Raw genomic sequence first — 16634 nt, 5'->3', positions numbered from 1 at the left:
ACCAGCGGTGCTATTTGCACTGCGCGGCGTTTCTCACCGCGGTCAGGTCGGCCCCGGAATTGTTCGACGGACGCTTCTTGGCGGCTTCATCCGCTGCTGCGCAGGCCGCCGCGTCACCGTTCTGGAAGCGAGCCACGGCGAGATTGGTCCAGGCGTCACCGAAATCAGGCGCATCCTTGACCGCCTGCTCCAACACGGGCTGGGCGTCGCGCGGGCGCTTTGCGATCAGCAACATGCGGCCATAGTCGGCTCTCAATGCCTTCACCGGATTGGGCTGCTTGAGCGCGATCTTGAAAAGCTCGTCCGCGGCATCGAGGTCGTTGAAGCGAAATTGCGCGACCACCGCGAGGCCGTGATAGACGGCGCTCTGCTCCGGTGAAATGAGAAACGCCTGGTTAAACCGCAGCGCGGCTTCCCGGATCTTGCCGGTATTTACCGCCCTCCAGCCCCGCATGGTTATTTCCTCAAACGCCTTCTCGCGCGAGCCGGTGGCCCCGATGATGGCGCTTACGAATTTCTCGTCGCCGGTCTTTTCCTCCGCATTCTTGGCCGCAAATCCGAAGAATGGCTGCTCGTTGGTCGGCGCTGCTGCATATGTTCGCTTTGTCACCTGCACGCCCGGTGCCACCTCGACGCTCTCAGCGGCGGCAGCAAGCGGCGACGCCAGCATCAACACACATGCGACGGCCCGAACAGCCTGCTTCAGATGGTTCTCGAAACGCTTCATTCGCCCTGGCCTCGTTCCTTACGCAGCTTCGCCCAGTAATCCAGCCGCTTGCGGATTTCGCGTTCGAAGCCGCGATCGGGCGGATCGTAAAAGGTCTGCCGCCCCAGCGCTTCCGGAAAGTAGTCTTGTCCGGAGAAGGCATCGGGCGCGTCGTGATCGTATTCGTAGCCGGAGCCATAGCCTTCCGACTTCATCAATTTTGTCGGCGAATTGAGAATATGTTTCGGCGGCAGCAGCGAGCCGCCCTCTTTCGCCGTGCGCATCGCAGCGCCAAAGGCCTTGTAGGCGGCGTTCGATTTCGGCGCGGTGGCGAGATAGATCACGGCCTGCGCGATCGCGAGCTCGCCCTCGGGATGGCCGAGGAAGTCGAAGGCATCCTTGGCCGCATTGCAGATCACCAGCGCCTGCGGATCGGCAAGCCCGATATCCTCCACCGCCATGCGCACGACGCGCCGGGCCAAAAACAGCGGGTCCTCGCCGGCGTCCAGCATTCGCGCAAGGTAATACAGCGCGGCATCGGGATCGGAGCCGCGCACCGACTTATGCAGCGCCGAAATTAGGTTGTAGTGGCCGTCGGCGGACTTGTCGTAGATCGGCGCGCGGCGCTGCAGGATTTCCTGCAACTGCGCAGCATTGAAGATTTCTTCCTTGCGCGCGGCGCGCCAGACCTCTTCGGCCAAGGTCAGCGCGGCGCGGCCGTCACCGTCGGCCATCCGCACCAGCACGGCGCGCGCCTCGGCATCGAGCGGCAGTTTTCGGCCCTCGACCTTCTCGGCATGCGCAAAGAGCTTTTCGATCGCGGGGGCATCGAGCGAGTGGAACACCAGCACGCGCGCGCGCGACAGAAGCGCGGCGTTGAGCTCGAATGACGGGTTTTCCGTGGTGGCACCGACCAGCACCACGGTGCCGTCTTCCATCACGGGCAGAAACGAATCCTGCTGCGCGCGGTTGAAACGATGCACCTCGTCGACGAACAGCAGCGTACCCTTGCCCATCTCGCGCCGGGCGCGCGCCGCGTCGAACACCTTCTTCAAATCGGCGACGCCGGAAAACACTGCCGAAATCTGCTCGAAATGCAGTTCGGTGGCATCCGCCAACAACCGCGCCACCGTGGTCTTGCCGGTGCCCGGTGGCCCCCAGAACACCAGCGAGCCCAGCGTGCGCGTCTCCAGCATCCGCGTCAGCGCACCGTCGGCGCCGAGAATGTGATCCTGTCCGACGACATCGGCGAGCGAGCGCGGCCGCAGCCGGTCGGGAAGCGGACGCGGCGCATCCTCCTCCATCCCTGCCGCAGCAAAGAGATTGGTCGCCTCGCGGGGTTTCTTCGGGCTCATCCGCCCAACGTCACGTTGATCTGCTGGCCGCCGCGCACCACGACGATGCGCCAGAGCCTGGATGAAGTTTTCGAAGCCTTGTCGAGGTCGCTGGTCTTGCTGATCTTCTGGTTGTTGACCGCAAGAATGATATCGCCTTTCTGGAAGCCGACGCTTGCCGCAGTACCACCATCGGCAAGATCGATCACCACGACGCCCTCGGCCTGGGAATCCAGATGCAGCTCGTCGGCAACCGCCGGCGAAATATTGGCGACCTTGGCGCCCTGGAACGGCGAGCGCGCAGTGAGCACGATTTCATCGCGGTTAGTGTCGGGCGCAGTCTCCAGCGGCACCGTCAGCTTGACGGTCTTGCCGGCGCGCTGCACGTCGATCTGCGCGGCGCCGCCGAGTTGCCTTGTAGCGAAGCGGTAGTCGAACGCGTTGGGTTCGTCGATCGGTTGCCCTTCGATGGCGACGATCAGGTCCGACGGCCTCAGACCGGCGCGGGCGGCCGGACTGTTCGGCGCGACATTCGCGACCAAAGCGCCGTTCGGCAGTTTCAGCCCCAGCGTCTCGGCGATTTCAGGCGTCACCGCCTGCAGTTTCGCACCCAGCCACGGCCGCTTGACGGCCTTGCCGCCGCTCTTGGCGGAGGCCACGACGACGCGCACCATGTTGGCGGGAATCGCAAAGCCGATGCCCTGCGAGCCGCCGGAGCGCGAGAAGATCGCGGTGTTGATGCCGACGAGCTTGCCGGTCATGTCGACCAGCGCGCCGCCGGAATTACCGGGATTGATCGCGGCATCGGTCTGAATGAAGAACTGGTAATCGGTGACGCCGACCTTGGTGCGGGCCAGCGCGGAGACGATGCCGTGGGTCACGGTCTGGCCGACGCCGAAAGGATTGCCGATCGCGAGCACGACGTCGCCGACCAGCAATTCATCGGAATTGGCGAAGTCCAGCGTCGGAAATTTCTCTCGTCCGTCCTTCACGCGCAGCACGGCGAGATCCGTGCGGCTGTCCTTCAGCACGATCTCGGCCTCGAATTCGCGCTTGTCGGCGAGCGATATCTTGACCTGATCAGCGCCCTCGATGACGTGGTTGTTGGTGACCACGAGCCCCGAAGCATCGACCATCACACCCGATCCCAGCGAGCGCTGCATCTGCTCGGGCTGCATTCCGGGCACGCCGAAGAAGCGGCGGAAGATCGGGTCGTCCAGGAGCGGGTTGCGATTCTGTACGGTCTTGGCGGCATAGACGTTCACGACTGCCGGCTGCGCGCGCTGCACGATCGGCGCGTACGACAGACGCAGTTCGGCGCCAGAGGTCGGCACGCGCCGGTCCTGCGCCGGCGCCGGCGTTGCAACGACTGCGGAAACCAGCAGCAAGGCGAAACAGCGGATCATCAACGTCATGCAAGAATCCCAAAATTGATGGCCTCAGATATAGATGCGAGGCAGCAACGAGAGAAGATAAGGCGGTACACAATACTGCCGGTCAGGCCGCGCGGTCTGACGTTTTGACGGTGTCGGAGGCCGGCGCACAGGATAGCCGTTCCTGATGGCCCTCGCCCCATGCCCTGAGCGTCTCGATCACAGGCCGCAGGCTCTCGCCGATTTCCGACAGCGTGTATTCGACCCGCGGCGGCACTTCGGCATAGACCTTGCGGATCACGAGCTTGTCGTCCTCGAGCGCGCGAAGCTGCTTGGTCAGCATGCGCTGGGTAATCCCGGGCATCCGCCGCCGCAACTCCCCGAAGCGCTGGGTGCCGGCCTGCAGATGAAACAGGATCACGCCTTTCCACTTGCCGTCGATCAGGTCGAGCGTCGCTTCAACTGCGCAGCCCGGCCGACGGGCAAAATTCCGCCGTTTCATGGGTTTTTCCTGGAGTTTTCCCAATAGTATCCAAACAGGGACTAGTTCCCCGAATTTACAGTGCTTGCCAATCCGATGCCAGCGCGACAGTTAAGCAACTATCCTCAAGCCAGGCAGGAGAAACGGGCATGAAGGCCGTCGGATACAGAAAATCGCTCCCCATCGAAGATGCGAATGCGCTGATCGATTTCGAAGCTCCCACGCCGGAACCGAAGGGCCGCGACATCAGAGTCGCCGTCAAGGCGATCTCGGCCAACCCGGTCGATTACAAGGTCCGCAAGCGCGCCGCCCCGCCCGAGGGCGAGACCAAAATCCTGGGCTACGACGCTGCCGGCATCGTCGATGCCGTCGGCCCGGACGTCACGCTGTTCAAACCGGGTGACGAAGTGTTTTACGCCGGCTCGATCCTGCGCCAGGGCACGAATGCGGAATTTCACCTGGTCGACGAGCGGATCGTCGGCAAGAAGCCGAAATCCTTGTCATTCGCGCAGGCCGCGGCGCTGCCGCTGACCTCGATCACATCATGGGAATTGCTGTTCGACCGGCTCGGCGCCACACCGGGCAAGAGCCTCGATCCGCGCACGCTGCTGATCACCGGCGGCGCCGGCGGCGTCGGCTCGATTCTGATCCAGCTCGCGCGCCGCCTGACCGGGCTGACGGTGGTTGCTACCGCCACGCGTCCCGAATCGCAAAAATGGTGCATCGAGCTCGGCGCGCATGCGGTGATCGATCATTCCCAGCCGATGAAAGAGCAGATCGAGAAACTGAAAGTGCCGCCTGTCGGCCTGGTCGCGAGCCTCACCTTCACCGACCAGCACTACAAGGCGATCGCAGATTTCATCGCGCCACAGGGCAAGTTCGGCCTGATCGACGATCCCCCGGAATTCACCGTCAGTGCCTTCAAGGGCAAGGCGGTCTCCATCCACTGGGAATCGATGTTCACGCGCTCGTCGTTCCAAACGCCTGACATGATCGCCCAGCATCACCTGCTGAACGACGTCTCCGACCTCCTGGACAAGGGCGTGCTGCGCACCACGCTCGACCAGACCTTCGGCACCATCAACGCCGCCAATCTGAAACGCGCGCATGCGCTGTTGGAAAGCGGCAAATCGCGCGGCAAGATCGTGCTGGAGGGGTGGTAGGTGGCTGCTCGCCAATTCCACCCCGAGTTCCACATCGGAAAAAATGGCGGATTCGCCTCCTCCGACGGCGGCTTGGCTGTCGGGCCCTCGCCTGAACACACATTCATCAAAATTAAATTTACCGCCAAAGGCCTTTGAAAGCGGGCACTTAAGCAACAAACTTCACCCCAATGTGTTTAGCGAGTGTCTGCTTTACGGAAAGGAGTAGTCCATGAGGAAAGCACCTTTAGCCTTGGCCGCGGCGGCGGTCCTGGGCTTGACGGCCGTAACGGCACCGTCGCCGGCCGAGGCCCACTGGCGCGGAGGAGGATTTTTTCCGGCCGTGGCTGGCGGATTGATCGCGGGCGCGGTGATCGGCGGACTGGCTTCGAGCGCCTACGCCTATAGTCCCGCATATTACGGCGGGTATTACCCGGCCTACTATGGCGGATATTACGACGAGCCGTACGTGCCTGTGGTTCGCTACCGTCGCGTCGTTCGCCCGGCATTCGCCTACTATGGCGGCCCGCGGTTTTACCACCGCCACCACCACCACTGGGGTCACCACCACTGGGGTCACCGCCACTGGCGTCATTGGTGATCAAGCAAAAGAAAAGGGCCGCCGAGTTGGCGGCCCTTTTTATGGATGAAGCGTCAGTCGATTTCATGCACCACGGTGCGGGTGGCGGGGTCGACCAGCATCACGCGGTTGTTCGAGTACACATAGCGATACTTCGTCACTGACGGGCCCCAATCGGACGGCACCGGCGCGAGTTCGACATCGGTCGGTACCTTGGCACCAACCACGATCCTTTCACGCGTTTCCACCGGACGGATCTTGTGCTCGGTCACGTAGCTCTTGATCTTCGTGCGATATTCCGGCTCGATCCGAACCGTGGCGCCCGCAGCTCCGGTCGTCGTCTCAACGGTGGTGGTCTGTGCATTGGCCATCGTCGCAACCAGCGACGCTGCCGCCGCAATCATGAACAGCTTCTTCATCTAGTTCCTCCTCAAACCGCATAAGCGCGGCTACAGGAAAAACAGATTTTCCACTCACTTGTTCCGGGAAGAATCCGGCACAGCAACGCGTTGAGCGCGCAGCAATATCACCGACGCACCCGTTGTCAGCGCGACGTTGCAGTGCAAGCTCAAGCCAACGGGACCTCGTCAACGAAGATCAACCGCCGATCGAACGCGGTCTGCCGCCCGTTCAGTCCTCCGCGTATTCCGGCGAGGCGTACCATTCGCGCAAACGCTCCATCGTGGGAAATTCGACGACAATGATGTTTTTCGGCGGTGGGCCACCTTCGATCAAATTGGCGGCGCCGGCACGGATCAGATAGCGGCCGCCATAATGCGCGATCGCCTTCGCGGCGAGGCTGCGATAGACTTCGAACTCTGCCGGATCGCGCACATCATCGACTTCGGAAATAACGTAAGCTGACATCCTTCGCCTCACGGACGGTGTTACGCATCACCGGATTTCGACGATCTCCGCTTCACCTCCGGCGATGGCGACGACATCACCGACACCCTTGCCGAACAGCGCGCGCGCCAGCGGCGATCCGTGCGAGATCGTCCCATGCGCGGGCTCGGCCTCGTCTTCACCGACGATCCGGAACGTCTGTCGCCGGTCATCCTCGCGCACGATGGTGACGGTGTGGCCGAAACGCACGACGGAATTGTCTGATGGCTCGGGCGCCACCCTCGCCGTGGCGCGGCGAGCATTCCAATAGCGGAAGTCACGGCGGGCGCTGGCCAGCGCCGCGCGATCGCCAGCAGATTGCGCCGCAGCCTGGGCCGCCTCGGCCACAGCCAACGCCTGCTCGATCCGGCGCAGGCCTTCAGCCGTCACGTCATTCGGAAGATCGGAGATTGGCCGGTCAGGCAGACCTTCGACGTCCTCTGTGTCTTTGACGAACGCCCTACTCATACATGTTGAACGTTTATCGGCCCGGGAGGGTTCCTATGAAGTCACGCGCCGGCGCGATGGCGGGCACGGGCAACAAAAAAGCGGCGCCCGCGGCGCCGCTTTTGAAAACTGCGATTTGGAAGAGTTACGCCGCTTCGGCGGACTTCTCCTCCACCGGGCCGGAATCCTGGCCCTTGGCATCAACGTCGCGGTCGACGAATTCGATCACGGCCATCGGCGCGTTGTCGCCGTAGCGGAAGCCGGCCTTGATGATGCGGGTGTAGCCGCCCTGGCGGTCCTTGTAGCGGGGCGCCAGCGTGTCGAACAGCTTCTTGACCTGGTCGACGTCGCGCATCTCTGAGATCGCCTGACGGCGCATGGCGAGCCCACCCTTCTTGCCGAGGGTGACGAGCTTCTCGACGATCGGACGCAATTCCTTGGCCTTCGGCAGCGTGGTGACGATCTGCTCGTGCTTGATCAGGGCGGCGCACATGTTGGCGAACATCGCGCGGCGATGCTCGGCGGTGCGGTTAAGTTTACGATGAACCTTGCCGTGACGCATTGATCTGTTCCTTGACTTGTCTTCGTCGCGACGGTTCGTCGGACATATTGCTCAGGTGGGCTGCCTGCGTTCGCCCAAGTCATTCCGGGGCGCGCGTGAGCACGAACCCGGAGCCTCGAGATTCCGGATCGCCGCTTCGCGACGTCCGGAATGACGAAAATCAGTAGTGATCCTCGAAGCGCTTGGCGAGCTCGTCGATGTTCTCCGGCGGCCAGCCCGGCACTTCCATGCCGAGATGCAGACCCATCTGGGCCAGCACTTCCTTGATCTCGTTCAGCGACTTGCGGCCGAAGTTCGGGGTGCGGAGCATTTCCGCTTCCGACTTCTGCACGAGGTCGCCGATATAGACGATGTTGTCGTTCTTCAGGCAGTTTGCCGAACGCACCGACAGCTCGAGCTCGTCGACCTTCTTGAGGAACGCCGGGTTGAAGGCGAGATCGGGAATGATCTCCTGCGCGACTTCCTTGCGCGGCTCTTCGAAGTTCACGAACACGTTGAGCTGATCCTGCAGGATGCGTGCGGCATAGGCCACCGCGTCCTCCGGCGAGATCGCGCCGTTGGTCTCGATCGTCATGGTCAGCTTGTCGTAGTCGAGGATCTGGCCCTCACGGGTGTTCTCGACCTTGTAGGAGACCTTGCGCACGGGCGAGAACAGGCTGTCGACCGGAATCAGGCCGATCGGCGCATCCTCGGGCCGGTTACGCTCGGCGGCGACGTAGCCCTTGCCGGCGGCGACCGTGAACTCCATGCGGATTTCAGCGCCCTCGTCCAGTGTGCAGATCTGCAGCTCGGGATTGAGCACCACGATGTCGCCGACGGTCTGGATGTCTCCGGCGGTGACGACGCCCGGACCCGACTTCTTCACGACCATGCGCTTGGGGCCTTCGCCCTGCATCTTGATCGAGATGTCCTTGATGTTGAGCACGATGTCGGTGACGTCCTCGCGAACGCCCGCGATCGAGGAGAACTCGTGCAGCACGCCGTCGATGTGCACCGACTGCACGGCGGCGCCCTGCAGCGACGACAACAGGATGCGGCGTAGCGCGTTGCCGAGCGTCTGGCCGAAACCGCGCTCGAGCGGCTCGGCGACGACGGTCGCAAACCGGGTCGCGTCGGAGCCCGGCGTTACCTGCAGCTTGTTCGGTCGAATAAGTTCTTGCCAATTTTTCTGGATCGTCACTTTGTCACCCCTTCGGGTCAATAGACCGGCCAGTCGATCCGCCTTCAGATCACTGGCGTTGGAGATCGCGGGTCAGTCCGCGGAAAATTCCAAAAGCAATCGCGAGCGGCATAACCGCGCGCGACCAGTATCAAACGCGCCGGCGCTTGCGCGGACGGCAACCATTGTGCGGGATCGTCGTCACGTCGCGGATCGACGTCACGGTGAAGCCCGCCGCCTGCAGCGCGCGAAGCGCCGATTCGCGGCCCGAACCGGGGCCGGCAACTTCCACTTCCAGGGTGCGCATGCCGTGTTCCTGCGCCTTCTTGGAAACGTCTTCGGCCGCGACCTGCGCGGCATAGGGGGTCGATTTGCGCGAGCCCTTGAAGCCCATCGTGCCGGCCGAGGACCAGGCAATGGTGTTGCCCTGCGCGTCGGTGATGGTGATGGTCGTGTTGTTGAAGGACGAATTCACGTGCGCGATGCCGGAGGCGATGTTCTTGCGTTCGCGACGGCGGACGCGGGTGGCTTCCTTGCCCATATTACCTAAAACCTTTCCTGTGATCTCAACGCCGCCGTAATGCCAGCGGCTACACCTAAAAACGCGAGTGGCGAACGGCGAGCAGCGAATAGGTTTCTATTCGCCATGCCCTATTCGCAATTCGCCGAATTACTTCTTCTTGCCGGCGATTGACTTGGCCGGGCCCTTGCGCGTGCGCGCATTGGTGTGGGTGCGTTGACCGCGCACCGGAAGTCCGCGGCGATGACGCAGACCGCGATAGCAGCCGAGGTCCATCAGACGTTTGATGTTGATGCCGGTCTCGCGGCGAAGGTCGCCCTCGACGAGATAGTCGCGGTCGATGACTTCGCGGATCTGCAGGACTTCCTGGTCGCTCAACTGGCTGACGCGACGATCAGTCGGGATCTTGACCTTCTCCATGATCTCGGACGCGTTCTTCTGGCCGATGCCATGGATGTACTGGAGCGCGATCAGAACGCGCTTGTTGGTCGGGATATTCACGCCGGCTATACGGGCCACGGACTTCTCTCCTGTCGCCGATCCCTAATGGATCGGCCTAAAGTTCTTGCTATCTCGGGCAGGCGTCCGCAAACGCGAACACGACGCCCTTCCCCTCATCTTCTTCGGGGCCCGGCATCGTCAAAAAACTATCCGACTTGGATGCGGGGCTTATTAAGGATTCAACTCGGTTTCGTCAACCGTCTCTATCGCTTAGCTCGCTTTTTCGTGACCTTTTTGGCAGCCTTGCGGACGGTGTTCTTGGCGGTCTTTTTGGCCTTGCCGGCCGCCCGTCCCCTGGCAGCCCCTTTGGCAGCCGACGCGGCGGTGCGGGTCGCCTTCAGAGCCCTCTTGGAGGCCGCTTTCTTAGCCTTTCCAGCCGATTTGGCCGCCTTCCCGGCGGTTTTGGCAGCTTTTTTACCCGCCGGCTTCGCGCTCTTGCTGGTGCCCGCCCTGGCCTTCCTGGCCGGCGCCGCGGACCTGGCGGCCTTGGGTTCCACCGCACCGACGGCGGACAGGATCCGGTTAATCTCCCGCGTGACCTGCTCGATGGTCATCATGCCGTCGACGGTAGCGAGCTTCCGACGCTCGGAATAATAGTGGATCAGCGGCTCGGTCATCGAACGGTAGCTCGCCAGCCGCTTCGACAGCACTTCGGGGGTGTCGTCGATTCGCACTTCCTCGCCGCGGGCCTGCATCTCGGCAACCCGCGTCTCGACGCGATTCAGAAGCGCGCTCTCGTTGACGCGCAGTTCAATCACGGCGTCGAGTTTGATGTGCTTCTTCTTCAGGAGCTCGTCGAGGGCAGCGGCCTGCGGCACCGTGCGCGGAAAGCCGTCGAGAATGAAACCCTTCTTCATGTCGGGCTGATCGAGACGGTCGGAGATAATCCCGATCACGATCTCATCCGGCACCAGCGCACCGCTCGCCATGATGTCCTTGGCCTGCAGGCCGACCGGCGTTTCGGCGGCTACCGCAGCACGCAGCATTTCGCCGGTCGAGAGCTGCACGATGCCGTACTTCTGGACCAGCCGCTGTGCCTGGGTCCCCTTGCCCGCGCCCGGCGGACCCAAAAGGATCAATCTCATGACTATTCGCCCCCCGGCTTGGTGAGCGAATCGCCGCACACCTTGTCTTGAATTTCAGACCACGCCTGTCCGCGAAATCAGCGGCGGCGGCCCCTCAGCTTGGATTTCCGGATCAGCCCCTCATACTGATGGGCCAACAGATAACCCTGCACCTGCGCCACTGTATCCATGGTTACGCTGACGACGATCAGAAGCGAGGTTCCGCCGAAATAGAACGGCACCGAGGCGTAGGAAATCAGGATTTCGGGAATCAGACAGACGATCGCCAGATAGATCGCGCCCAGCACCGTGACGCGCGACAGCACGTAATCGATATACTCGGCTGTGCGTTCGCCCGGACGAATGCCGGGTATGAAGCCGCCATGCTTCTTCAGATTGTCTGCGGTCTCGGTCGGGTTGAACACGATCGCGGTGTAGAAGAACGCGAAGAACACGATCAGGCCCAGATAGAGGATCAGGAACAGCGGACGGCCGTGGCTGAGCTGGGTGTTGAGCCACTGGAACCATTCCGGGCCCTGGCCGGCGTTGAAGTTTGCAACGGTCGCGGGCAGCAGCAACAGCGACGAGGCGAAGATCGGCGGGATCACGCCCGAGGTGTTGAGCTTGAGCGGCAGATGCGAGGACTGGCCCTCGAACATCTTGTTGCCGACCTGCCGCTTCGGATACTGGATCAGAAGCCTGCGCTGCGCGCGCTCCATGAACACGATGAAGGCGATCACGACGACCGCCATCACGATCACGAGCAGGATCAGGCCAGTCGACAGCGCGCCCTGGCGTCCCAGTTCCAGCATATTGGCGAGAGCAGACGGCAGCTCGGCAACGATGCCGGCCAGGATGATCAGCGAAATACCGTTGCCGATGCCGCGCGAGGTGATCTGCTCGCCGAGCCACATCAGGAACATGGTGCCGCCGGTCAGCGTGACCGTGGTGGAAATCAGGAAGAACAGCCCGGGTTCGCTGACAACATTGCCGGCGCCCTGGAGGCCGACGGCGATGCCGTAGGCCTGGAATGTTGCCAGAATCACCGTGAGGTAGCGGGTATACTGGTTCAGCGTCTTGCGGCCCGCCTCGCCTTCCTTTTTCAAGGCTTCGAGCTTGGGCGATACCGTCGTCAGGAGCTGGATAATGATCGATGCCGAGATGTACGGCATGATGTTCAGCGCGAAGATCGCCATGCGGTTGATGCCGCCGCCGGCGAACATGTTGAACATGCCGAGAATGCCGCCGGCCTGCGACTTGAATACCTGCTCCCAGGCCGCGGGATCGATGCCGGGCAGCGGGATATAGGTACCGAGCCGATAAACAAGCAGCGCACCCAGCGTAAACCAGATGCGCTTCTTCAGTTCGTCGGCTTTGGCCAAAGCGCCGAAATTGAGGTTTGCCGCAAGTTGTTCTGCTGCTGAGACCATGTTCAGGCTTTCTCCCGCCGCCCTCGCGCCGTCGCTCCGATAACGGGCGACCGGCAGACGCCGGACATTATTTGGTGCTCGGCTTCGATAAGTCCATCATCCTATCGTGCGTAACGCCCGCGGTCAGCGGGCGATGACGCAGATTTTACGCCGCCTCGCCTTCTTCCTTCTTGGCTGGGGCCAGGATCTTCACCGTGCCGCCGGCCTTCTCGACCGCCGCAACCGCGGATTTCGAGGCGCCGTGCACCTCGATCGCGAGCTTGGACTTGAGTTCGCCGCGGCCGAGCAGCCGCACGCCGTCCTTCACGCGACGGATCACGCCGGCCTTGACCAGCGATTCCGCGGTAATGGTTTCCTTGGTGTCGACCAGCTTGGCATCGATCGCCTCCTGCAGCCGGTCGAGATTGATCTCGGCAAAGTCGAGCCGAAAAATGTTGTTGAAGCCACGCTTCGGCAGGCGGCGATGCAGCGGCATCTGGCCGCCCTCGAAACCCTTGATGCGCACGCCCGAACGCGCGGTCTGGCCCTTGCCGCCGCGGCCCGAAGTCTTGCCCTTGCCGGAACCGATCCCACGGCCGACGCGCATGCGCTTTTTGCGCGAGCCGGCGTTGTCGGCGATATCGCTGAGCTTCATCGCCCTGTCTCCTTGCTTTCTTACTGCTCGCCGACGATGCGGACGAGATGCTGAACCTTGCTGATCATGCCGCGAACCTCAGGCGTATCCTGAAGCTCGGCTACCCGGCCGATCTTGTTGAGCTTGAGGCCGATCAGCGTCGAACGCTGCGAGTGGTGGCGGCGGATCGCGCTGCCGGTCTGCTCGACCTTGATCGTCTTTGCGGCCTTGGCCATCGTCTTAACTCCAAATAGCGCTTAAAGTTCGCGCCGGTTATTCAGCCACCGCTTCGGCGTCGCCGCCGACACGGCGCGATTGCAGCGTGGACACCTTGATGTTGCGGCGCGCCGCAACCGAACGCGGCGAATCCTGATGCTTCAGCGCGTCGAAGGTCGCGCGAACCATGTTGTAGGGATTCGACGAGCCGATCGACTTCGCCACCACGTCCTGGATTCCGAGCGTCTCGAACACCGCGCGCATCGGGCCGCCGGCGATGATGCCGGTACCGGCCGGAGCGGCGCGCAGGTAGACGCGGCCGGCGCCGTGACGGCCGGCAATGTCGTGATGCAGCGTGCGGCCTTCGCGCAGCGCCACGCGGGTCAAATTGCGCTTGGCCGACTCGGTCGCCTTGCGGATCGCCTCGGGCACTTCGCGCGCCTTGCCGTGGCCGAAACCGACGCGGCCCTTCTGGTCGCCGATTACAACCAGCGCCGCAAAGCCGAAGCGCTTGCCGCCCTTGACGACCTTCGCCACGCGATTGATGTGGACGAGCTTGTCGACGAACTCGCTGTCGCGCTCCTCGCGATCCCTGCTCCGTTCGCGTCCGCCGCGTTCGCGTTCACCTGCCATGGTGTTTTCCAATCTTTAGGGGAAGAAAGCCCCTGTCCTCGTAATTATCCAAAACCGTTTCGTTAGAAGCTCAGTCCGCTTTCGCGAGCGGCGTCCGCGAGCGCCTTGACGCGCCCGTGGTAGAGATACTGACCGCGATCGAACACCACTTCCTTGACGCCGTTCTTCACGGCGCGTTCCGCCAGCAGCTTGCCGACGGCCTTGGCCGCATCGATGTTGGCGCCGGTGTTGCCGGCCTCGCGCATGGTCTTTTCCAGCGACGAGGCGGAAGCCAGCGTCTCGCCCTTCAGGTCGTCGATGACCTGGGCGTAGATGTGCTTCGACGAACGGAACACCGACAGACGCGGGCGTCCATTGGCGGACCGGCGCAGCGAGTTGCGCACTCGCTGCTTGCGCCGGGCATTCGTAACCTTGAGTGACATGACCGGCTCCGTTACTTCTTCTTGCCTTCCTTGCGGAAGATGAATTCGTTGGCGTACTTCACGCCCTTGCCCTTGTAGGGCTCCGGCGGACGGTAGGCGCGGATCTCGGCGGCGACCTGACCGACGCGCTGGGAATCGGTGCCCGAGATCGTGATCTCGGTCGGCTTCGGCACCGCGATGGTGATGCCTTCCGGGATCGCATAGACCACGTCGTGGCTGTAGCCGAGCGCGAGCTGCAGGTTCTTGCCCTGCATCGCGGCGCGATAGCCGACGCCGGTGATCTCGAGCTTCTTCTCAAAACCCTTGGTGACGCCCTCGACCAGGTTCGCCACCTGCGCGCGCGCGGTGCCATACATGGCCTGCGCACGGTTGGTCTTGAACTTCGGCGCGACCTTGATCGCCCCGCTTTCGGACTTCACCTCGACGTCGTCATGCACGACGAACTGAAGCTGGCCCTTCGGCCCCTTCACCTTGACGGTCTGTCCCTCGACGGTCGCCGTCACACCGGACGGGATCGCCACAGGCCGTTTGCCAACACGTGACATGGCTAAAAATCCTTCCTCAGAACACCGTGAAGAGAACTTCGCCGCCCACATTCGCGTCTCGCGCGGCGTGGTCGGCCATGATTCCCTTCGGCGTCGACAACACCGAAATGCCGAGACCGTTGTTCACGCGCGGCAGGTTCTTCACCGAGGCGTAAACCCGACGGCCCGGCTTCGAGACCCGCTCGATCTCGCGAATGACGGGCTCGCCGTCGAAATACTTCAATTCGATCTCGAGTTCGCTCCGGCCCGAAGCATGCTCCACGCTGGCATAGCCGCGGATGTAGCCCTCGGCCTTCAGCACTTCGAGCACGCTGGCGCGCATCTTCGAGCCCGGGGTCGAGACCTTGGACTTCGAACGCATCTGCGCGTTGCGGATGCGGGTGATGAGATCGGAGATCGGATCGTGCGTTGACATCGTGACGACCCTCCTTACCAGCTCGACTTCACGAGCCCGGGAACCAGGCCCTTGGAGCCGAGTTCACGCAGCGCGATGCGGGAAAGCTTGTTCTTGCGGTAGTTCGAGCGCGGGCGGCCGGTCAGTTCGCAGCGGTTGCGAATCCGCGTGGTCGACGAGTTGCGCGGCATCTGGGCGAGCTTCAGCGTCGCCGCGAACCGCTCTTCCATCGGCTTGGTCTTGTCGGCGATGATCGCCTTCAGCTTCGCGCGCGCAGGCGCGGCGTTCTTGGCCATCCGCTTGCGCCGGTTGTTCTTCTCGATCGAACTCTTCTTTGCCATGCTTGGCTCCTGGGTTTCCGCGTTTGAGAGGCTTAGCTGCGTCTCACTGCCGGAACGGGAAATTGAATGCGGTCAACAAGGCGCGCGCCTCGTCGTCGGTCTTCGCCGTGGTGCAGACCGTGATGTCCATGCCGCGGGCTTCCGAAACCTTGTCGAAATCGATTTCGGGGAAAATGATGTGCTCCTTGAGGCCGAGCGAGTAGTTGCCGCGGCCGTCGAAGCTCTTCGGATTGAGACCACGGAAGTCACGCACGCGCGGCAGCGCCACGTTCACCAGGCGATCGATGAACTCGTACATCTTGGCCTTGCGCAGCGTGACCTTGCAGCCGATCGGCTGGTTCTCGCGCAGCTTGAAGGTCGCGATCGCGATCCGCGAATAGGTCACGATTGCCTTCTGGCCGGCGATCAGCGTCAGTTCGGCAGCCGCGGTCTCGGCCTTTTTGCGGTCGTTAACAGCATCGCCGACGCCCATGTTGAGCACGACCTTGTCCAGCCGCGGCACCTGCATGACGTTGGCATAGCCGAACTGTTCGGTCAGCTTGCCGCGAATGCTCTTGTCGTACTCCGCGCGCAGGCGCGGCACGTAAGCGGTATCAGCCATCGATCTCTGCTCCCGAGCTCTTGGCAATGCGTACCTTCTTGCCATCGGCCTGAATCTTGAAGCCGACGCGGGTCGGCTTTCCGTCCTTGCCGACATAGGCAAGGTTGGACAGGTGGATCGGCGACTCCTTGGAGATGATGCCGCCTTCCTGGTTCTGGGTCTGCTTCTGGTGACGCTTCACCATGTTGACGCCGCGCACCAGCGCCTTGTTCTCGGCGGGGCGGACCTCGAATACTTCGCCGGTGCGACCCTTGTCGCGACCGGTCATCACCATGACCTTGTCACCTTTCCGGATCTTGGCGGCCATCACAGCACCTCCGGCGCAAGCGAGATGATTTTCATGTGGTTCTTGGCGCGAAGCTCGCGCGGCACCGGCCCGAAGATACGGGTGCCGACCGGCTCCGACTGGTTGTTGATCAAGACGGCGGCGTTGCGGTCGAAGCGGATGACCGAACCGTCGGCGCGGCGGATGTCCTTGCGGACCCGCACCACGACGGCCTTCATCACGTCGCCCTTCTTCACCTTGCCGCGCGGAATCGCTTCCTTGATCGACACGACGATAACGTCGCCCACGGTGGCATAGCGGCGCTTGGAGCCCCCCAGCACCTTGATGCACATGACACGGCGTGCGCCTGAATTGTCGGCCACGTCGAGGTTGGTCTGCATCTGAATCATTGATGCACCT

The 16634-nt window shown here is 62.6% G+C and carries 24 protein-coding genes and 1 pseudogene; 2 read left to right on the top strand and 23 right to left on the bottom strand.

Annotated features, from left to right (window positions below):
* Window positions 1–10 precede the first annotated feature (10 nt).
* The 4 genes from RX328_RS21460 to RX328_RS21445 form a co-directional block, all read right to left on the bottom strand.
* Window positions 11–727: a tetratricopeptide repeat protein gene (locus RX328_RS21460; protein WP_213245468.1), complete on the bottom strand. Its 717-nt coding sequence runs from the start codon at window positions 725–727 to the stop codon at window positions 11–13.
* Window positions 724–2061 carry a replication-associated recombination protein A gene (locus tag RX328_RS21455; RefSeq protein WP_213245470.1) on the bottom strand — a complete coding sequence of 446 codons (1338 nt, stop codon included), beginning with the start codon at window positions 2059–2061 and terminating at the stop codon, window positions 724–726. Before RX328_RS21455 ends, RX328_RS21460 begins: the two co-directional genes overlap by 4 nt.
* Entirely contained in the window at window positions 2058–3455 is a 1398-nt protein-coding gene (locus RX328_RS21450; protein ID WP_213245472.1) for a DegQ family serine endoprotease, read from the bottom strand. Before RX328_RS21450 ends, RX328_RS21455 begins: the two co-directional genes overlap by 4 nt.
* A gap of 82 nt (window positions 3456–3537) precedes the next feature.
* A complete protein-coding gene (locus RX328_RS21445) occupies window positions 3538–3915 on the bottom strand; it encodes a winged helix-turn-helix transcriptional regulator (RefSeq protein ID WP_213245474.1) in 378 nt (125 codons plus the stop codon).
* Between the two features lie 128 nt (window positions 3916–4043).
* Here RX328_RS21445 and RX328_RS21440 point away from each other — a divergent pair, with 128 nt between their 5' ends.
* Complete coding sequence (locus RX328_RS21440; RefSeq protein ID WP_213245476.1) at window positions 4044–5057, top strand: zinc-binding alcohol dehydrogenase family protein; 1014 nt, start codon at window positions 4044–4046, stop codon at window positions 5055–5057.
* 211 nt (window positions 5058–5268) lie between these two features.
* The gene (locus RX328_RS21435; RefSeq protein WP_213245478.1) at window positions 5269–5637 is read left to right on the top strand and encodes a hypothetical protein; all 369 of its coding nucleotides are present in this window, start codon (window positions 5269–5271) and stop codon (window positions 5635–5637) included.
* A 53-nt stretch (window positions 5638–5690) separates the two neighbouring features.
* Here the strand turns inward: RX328_RS21435 and RX328_RS21430 are convergent, their stop codons facing one another.
* The 19 genes and pseudogenes from RX328_RS21430 to rplN all read right to left on the bottom strand — a co-directional run bounded on the left by RX328_RS21430 (window position 5691) and on the right by rplN (window position 16624).
* Entirely contained in the window at window positions 5691–6035 is a 345-nt protein-coding gene (locus RX328_RS21430) for a DUF1236 domain-containing protein (RefSeq protein WP_213245480.1), read from the bottom strand.
* Between the two features lie 149 nt (window positions 6036–6184).
* Window positions 6185–6483 (bottom strand): annotated as a pseudogene (locus RX328_RS21425) (DUF1330 domain-containing protein).
* A 27-nt stretch (window positions 6484–6510) separates the two neighbouring features.
* A complete protein-coding gene (gene greA / locus RX328_RS21420) occupies window positions 6511–6969 on the bottom strand; it encodes a transcription elongation factor GreA (protein WP_213245482.1) in 459 nt (152 codons plus the stop codon).
* 124 nt (window positions 6970–7093) lie between these two features.
* A complete protein-coding gene (rplQ, locus tag RX328_RS21415; protein ID WP_028349036.1) occupies window positions 7094–7510 on the bottom strand; it encodes a 50S ribosomal protein L17 in 417 nt (138 codons plus the stop codon).
* 160 nt (window positions 7511–7670) lie between these two features.
* Window positions 7671–8711, bottom strand: a complete 1041-nt coding sequence (locus RX328_RS21410) for a DNA-directed RNA polymerase subunit alpha (RefSeq protein ID WP_213245484.1) — start codon at window positions 8709–8711, stop codon at window positions 7671–7673.
* A gap of 109 nt (window positions 8712–8820) precedes the next feature.
* Entirely contained in the window at window positions 8821–9210 is a 390-nt protein-coding gene (rpsK, locus tag RX328_RS21405; RefSeq protein ID WP_006021048.1) for a 30S ribosomal protein S11, read from the bottom strand.
* 129 nt (window positions 9211–9339) lie between these two features.
* Window positions 9340–9708: a 30S ribosomal protein S13 gene (gene rpsM / locus RX328_RS21400; protein ID WP_171578040.1), complete on the bottom strand. Its 369-nt coding sequence runs from the start codon at window positions 9706–9708 to the stop codon at window positions 9340–9342.
* Window positions 9709–9893: 185 nt separating this feature from the next.
* Window positions 9894–10775 carry an adenylate kinase gene (locus RX328_RS21395; protein WP_213245486.1) on the bottom strand — a complete coding sequence of 294 codons (882 nt, stop codon included), beginning with the start codon at window positions 10773–10775 and terminating at the stop codon, window positions 9894–9896.
* Between the two features lie 77 nt (window positions 10776–10852).
* Window positions 10853–12184 carry a preprotein translocase subunit SecY gene (gene secY / locus RX328_RS21390; RefSeq protein ID WP_213245488.1) on the bottom strand — a complete coding sequence of 444 codons (1332 nt, stop codon included), beginning with the start codon at window positions 12182–12184 and terminating at the stop codon, window positions 10853–10855.
* A gap of 145 nt (window positions 12185–12329) precedes the next feature.
* Window positions 12330–12818 carry a 50S ribosomal protein L15 gene (rplO, locus tag RX328_RS21385; protein ID WP_213245490.1) on the bottom strand — a complete coding sequence of 163 codons (489 nt, stop codon included), beginning with the start codon at window positions 12816–12818 and terminating at the stop codon, window positions 12330–12332.
* A gap of 20 nt (window positions 12819–12838) precedes the next feature.
* Window positions 12839–13033 (bottom strand): 50S ribosomal protein L30, encoded by a 195-nt coding sequence (gene rpmD, locus RX328_RS21380; RefSeq protein ID WP_213245492.1) that lies wholly within the window; start codon window positions 13031–13033, stop codon window positions 12839–12841.
* Between the two features lie 37 nt (window positions 13034–13070).
* Complete coding sequence (gene rpsE, locus RX328_RS21375) at window positions 13071–13646, bottom strand: 30S ribosomal protein S5 (protein WP_029081759.1); 576 nt, start codon at window positions 13644–13646, stop codon at window positions 13071–13073.
* A gap of 62 nt (window positions 13647–13708) precedes the next feature.
* Window positions 13709–14068, bottom strand: coding sequence for a 50S ribosomal protein L18 (gene rplR, locus RX328_RS21370; RefSeq protein ID WP_213245494.1), 360 nt, complete (start codon window positions 14066–14068; stop codon window positions 13709–13711).
* Window positions 14069–14079: 11 nt separating this feature from the next.
* Window positions 14080–14613 carry a 50S ribosomal protein L6 gene (gene rplF / locus RX328_RS21365; protein WP_213245495.1) on the bottom strand — a complete coding sequence of 178 codons (534 nt, stop codon included), beginning with the start codon at window positions 14611–14613 and terminating at the stop codon, window positions 14080–14082.
* 16 nt (window positions 14614–14629) lie between these two features.
* The gene (rpsH, locus tag RX328_RS21360) at window positions 14630–15028 is read right to left on the bottom strand and encodes a 30S ribosomal protein S8 (protein WP_028349046.1); all 399 of its coding nucleotides are present in this window, start codon (window positions 15026–15028) and stop codon (window positions 14630–14632) included.
* A 14-nt stretch (window positions 15029–15042) separates the two neighbouring features.
* Window positions 15043–15348 (bottom strand): 30S ribosomal protein S14, encoded by a 306-nt coding sequence (gene rpsN, locus RX328_RS21355; protein WP_065728822.1) that lies wholly within the window; start codon window positions 15346–15348, stop codon window positions 15043–15045.
* Window positions 15349–15391: 43 nt separating this feature from the next.
* Entirely contained in the window at window positions 15392–15949 is a 558-nt protein-coding gene (gene rplE, locus RX328_RS21350; RefSeq protein WP_213245497.1) for a 50S ribosomal protein L5, read from the bottom strand.
* Window positions 15942–16256, bottom strand: a complete 315-nt coding sequence (rplX, locus tag RX328_RS21345) for a 50S ribosomal protein L24 (RefSeq protein ID WP_213245499.1) — start codon at window positions 16254–16256, stop codon at window positions 15942–15944. The genes rplE and rplX overlap by 8 nt, the downstream gene beginning before the upstream one ends.
* Window positions 16256–16624: a 50S ribosomal protein L14 gene (gene rplN / locus RX328_RS21340; protein ID WP_011473865.1), complete on the bottom strand. Its 369-nt coding sequence runs from the start codon at window positions 16622–16624 to the stop codon at window positions 16256–16258. Before rplN ends, rplX begins: the two co-directional genes overlap by 1 nt.
* Between the last annotated feature and the right edge of the window lie 10 nt (window positions 16625–16634).

This window comes from Bradyrhizobium sp. sBnM-33 (assembly GCF_032917945.1).
GTDB lineage: Bacteria > Pseudomonadota > Alphaproteobacteria > Rhizobiales > Xanthobacteraceae > Bradyrhizobium.
The sequence above is the reverse complement of the archived record's forward strand: the minus strand, read 5'-3'. Positions and strand labels throughout refer to the sequence as shown.

Coding starts and splice junctions, on each gene's coding strand:
- RX328_RS21460 (WP_213245468.1), bottom strand. CDS start 727: ATGAAGCGTTTCGAGAACCATCTGAAGCAGGCTGTTCGGGCCGTCGCA.
- RX328_RS21455 (WP_213245470.1), bottom strand. CDS start 2,061: ATGAGCCCGAAGAAACCCCGCGAGGCGACCAATCTCTTTGCTGCGGCA.
- RX328_RS21450 (WP_213245472.1), bottom strand. CDS start 3,455: ATGACGTTGATGATCCGCTGTTTCGCCTTGCTGCTGGTTTCCGCAGTC.
- RX328_RS21445 (WP_213245474.1), bottom strand. CDS start 3,915: ATGAAACGGCGGAATTTTGCCCGTCGGCCGGGCTGCGCAGTTGAAGCG.
- RX328_RS21440 (WP_213245476.1), top strand. CDS start 4,044: ATGAAGGCCGTCGGATACAGAAAATCGCTCCCCATCGAAGATGCGAAT.
- RX328_RS21435 (WP_213245478.1), top strand. CDS start 5,269: ATGAGGAAAGCACCTTTAGCCTTGGCCGCGGCGGCGGTCCTGGGCTTG.
- RX328_RS21430 (WP_213245480.1), bottom strand. CDS start 6,035: ATGAAGAAGCTGTTCATGATTGCGGCGGCAGCGTCGCTGGTTGCGACG.
- greA (WP_213245482.1), bottom strand. CDS start 6,969: ATGAGTAGGGCGTTCGTCAAAGACACAGAGGACGTCGAAGGTCTGCCT.
- rplQ (WP_028349036.1), bottom strand. CDS start 7,510: ATGCGTCACGGCAAGGTTCATCGTAAACTTAACCGCACCGCCGAGCAT.
- rpsK (WP_006021048.1), bottom strand. CDS start 9,210: ATGGGCAAGGAAGCCACCCGCGTCCGCCGTCGCGAACGCAAGAACATC.
- RX328_RS21395 (WP_213245486.1), bottom strand. CDS start 10,775: ATGAGATTGATCCTTTTGGGTCCGCCGGGCGCGGGCAAGGGGACCCAG.
- secY (WP_213245488.1), bottom strand. CDS start 12,184: ATGGTCTCAGCAGCAGAACAACTTGCGGCAAACCTCAATTTCGGCGCT.
- rplO (WP_213245490.1), bottom strand. CDS start 12,818: ATGAAGCTCAGCGATATCGCCGACAACGCCGGCTCGCGCAAAAAGCGC.
- rpmD (WP_213245492.1), bottom strand. CDS start 13,033: ATGGCCAAGGCCGCAAAGACGATCAAGGTCGAGCAGACCGGCAGCGCG.
- rpsE (WP_029081759.1), bottom strand. CDS start 13,646: ATGGCAGGTGAACGCGAACGCGGCGGACGCGAACGGAGCAGGGATCGC.
- rplR (WP_213245494.1), bottom strand. CDS start 14,068: ATGTCACTCAAGGTTACGAATGCCCGGCGCAAGCAGCGAGTGCGCAAC.
- rplF (WP_213245495.1), bottom strand. CDS start 14,613: ATGTCACGTGTTGGCAAACGGCCTGTGGCGATCCCGTCCGGTGTGACG.
- rpsH (WP_028349046.1), bottom strand. CDS start 15,028: ATGTCAACGCACGATCCGATCTCCGATCTCATCACCCGCATCCGCAAC.
- rpsN (WP_065728822.1), bottom strand. CDS start 15,348: ATGGCAAAGAAGAGTTCGATCGAGAAGAACAACCGGCGCAAGCGGATG.
- rplE (WP_213245497.1), bottom strand. CDS start 15,949: ATGGCTGATACCGCTTACGTGCCGCGCCTGCGCGCGGAGTACGACAAG.
- rplX (WP_213245499.1), bottom strand. CDS start 16,256: ATGGCCGCCAAGATCCGGAAAGGTGACAAGGTCATGGTGATGACCGGT.
- rplN (WP_011473865.1), bottom strand. CDS start 16,624: ATGATTCAGATGCAGACCAACCTCGACGTGGCCGACAATTCAGGCGCA.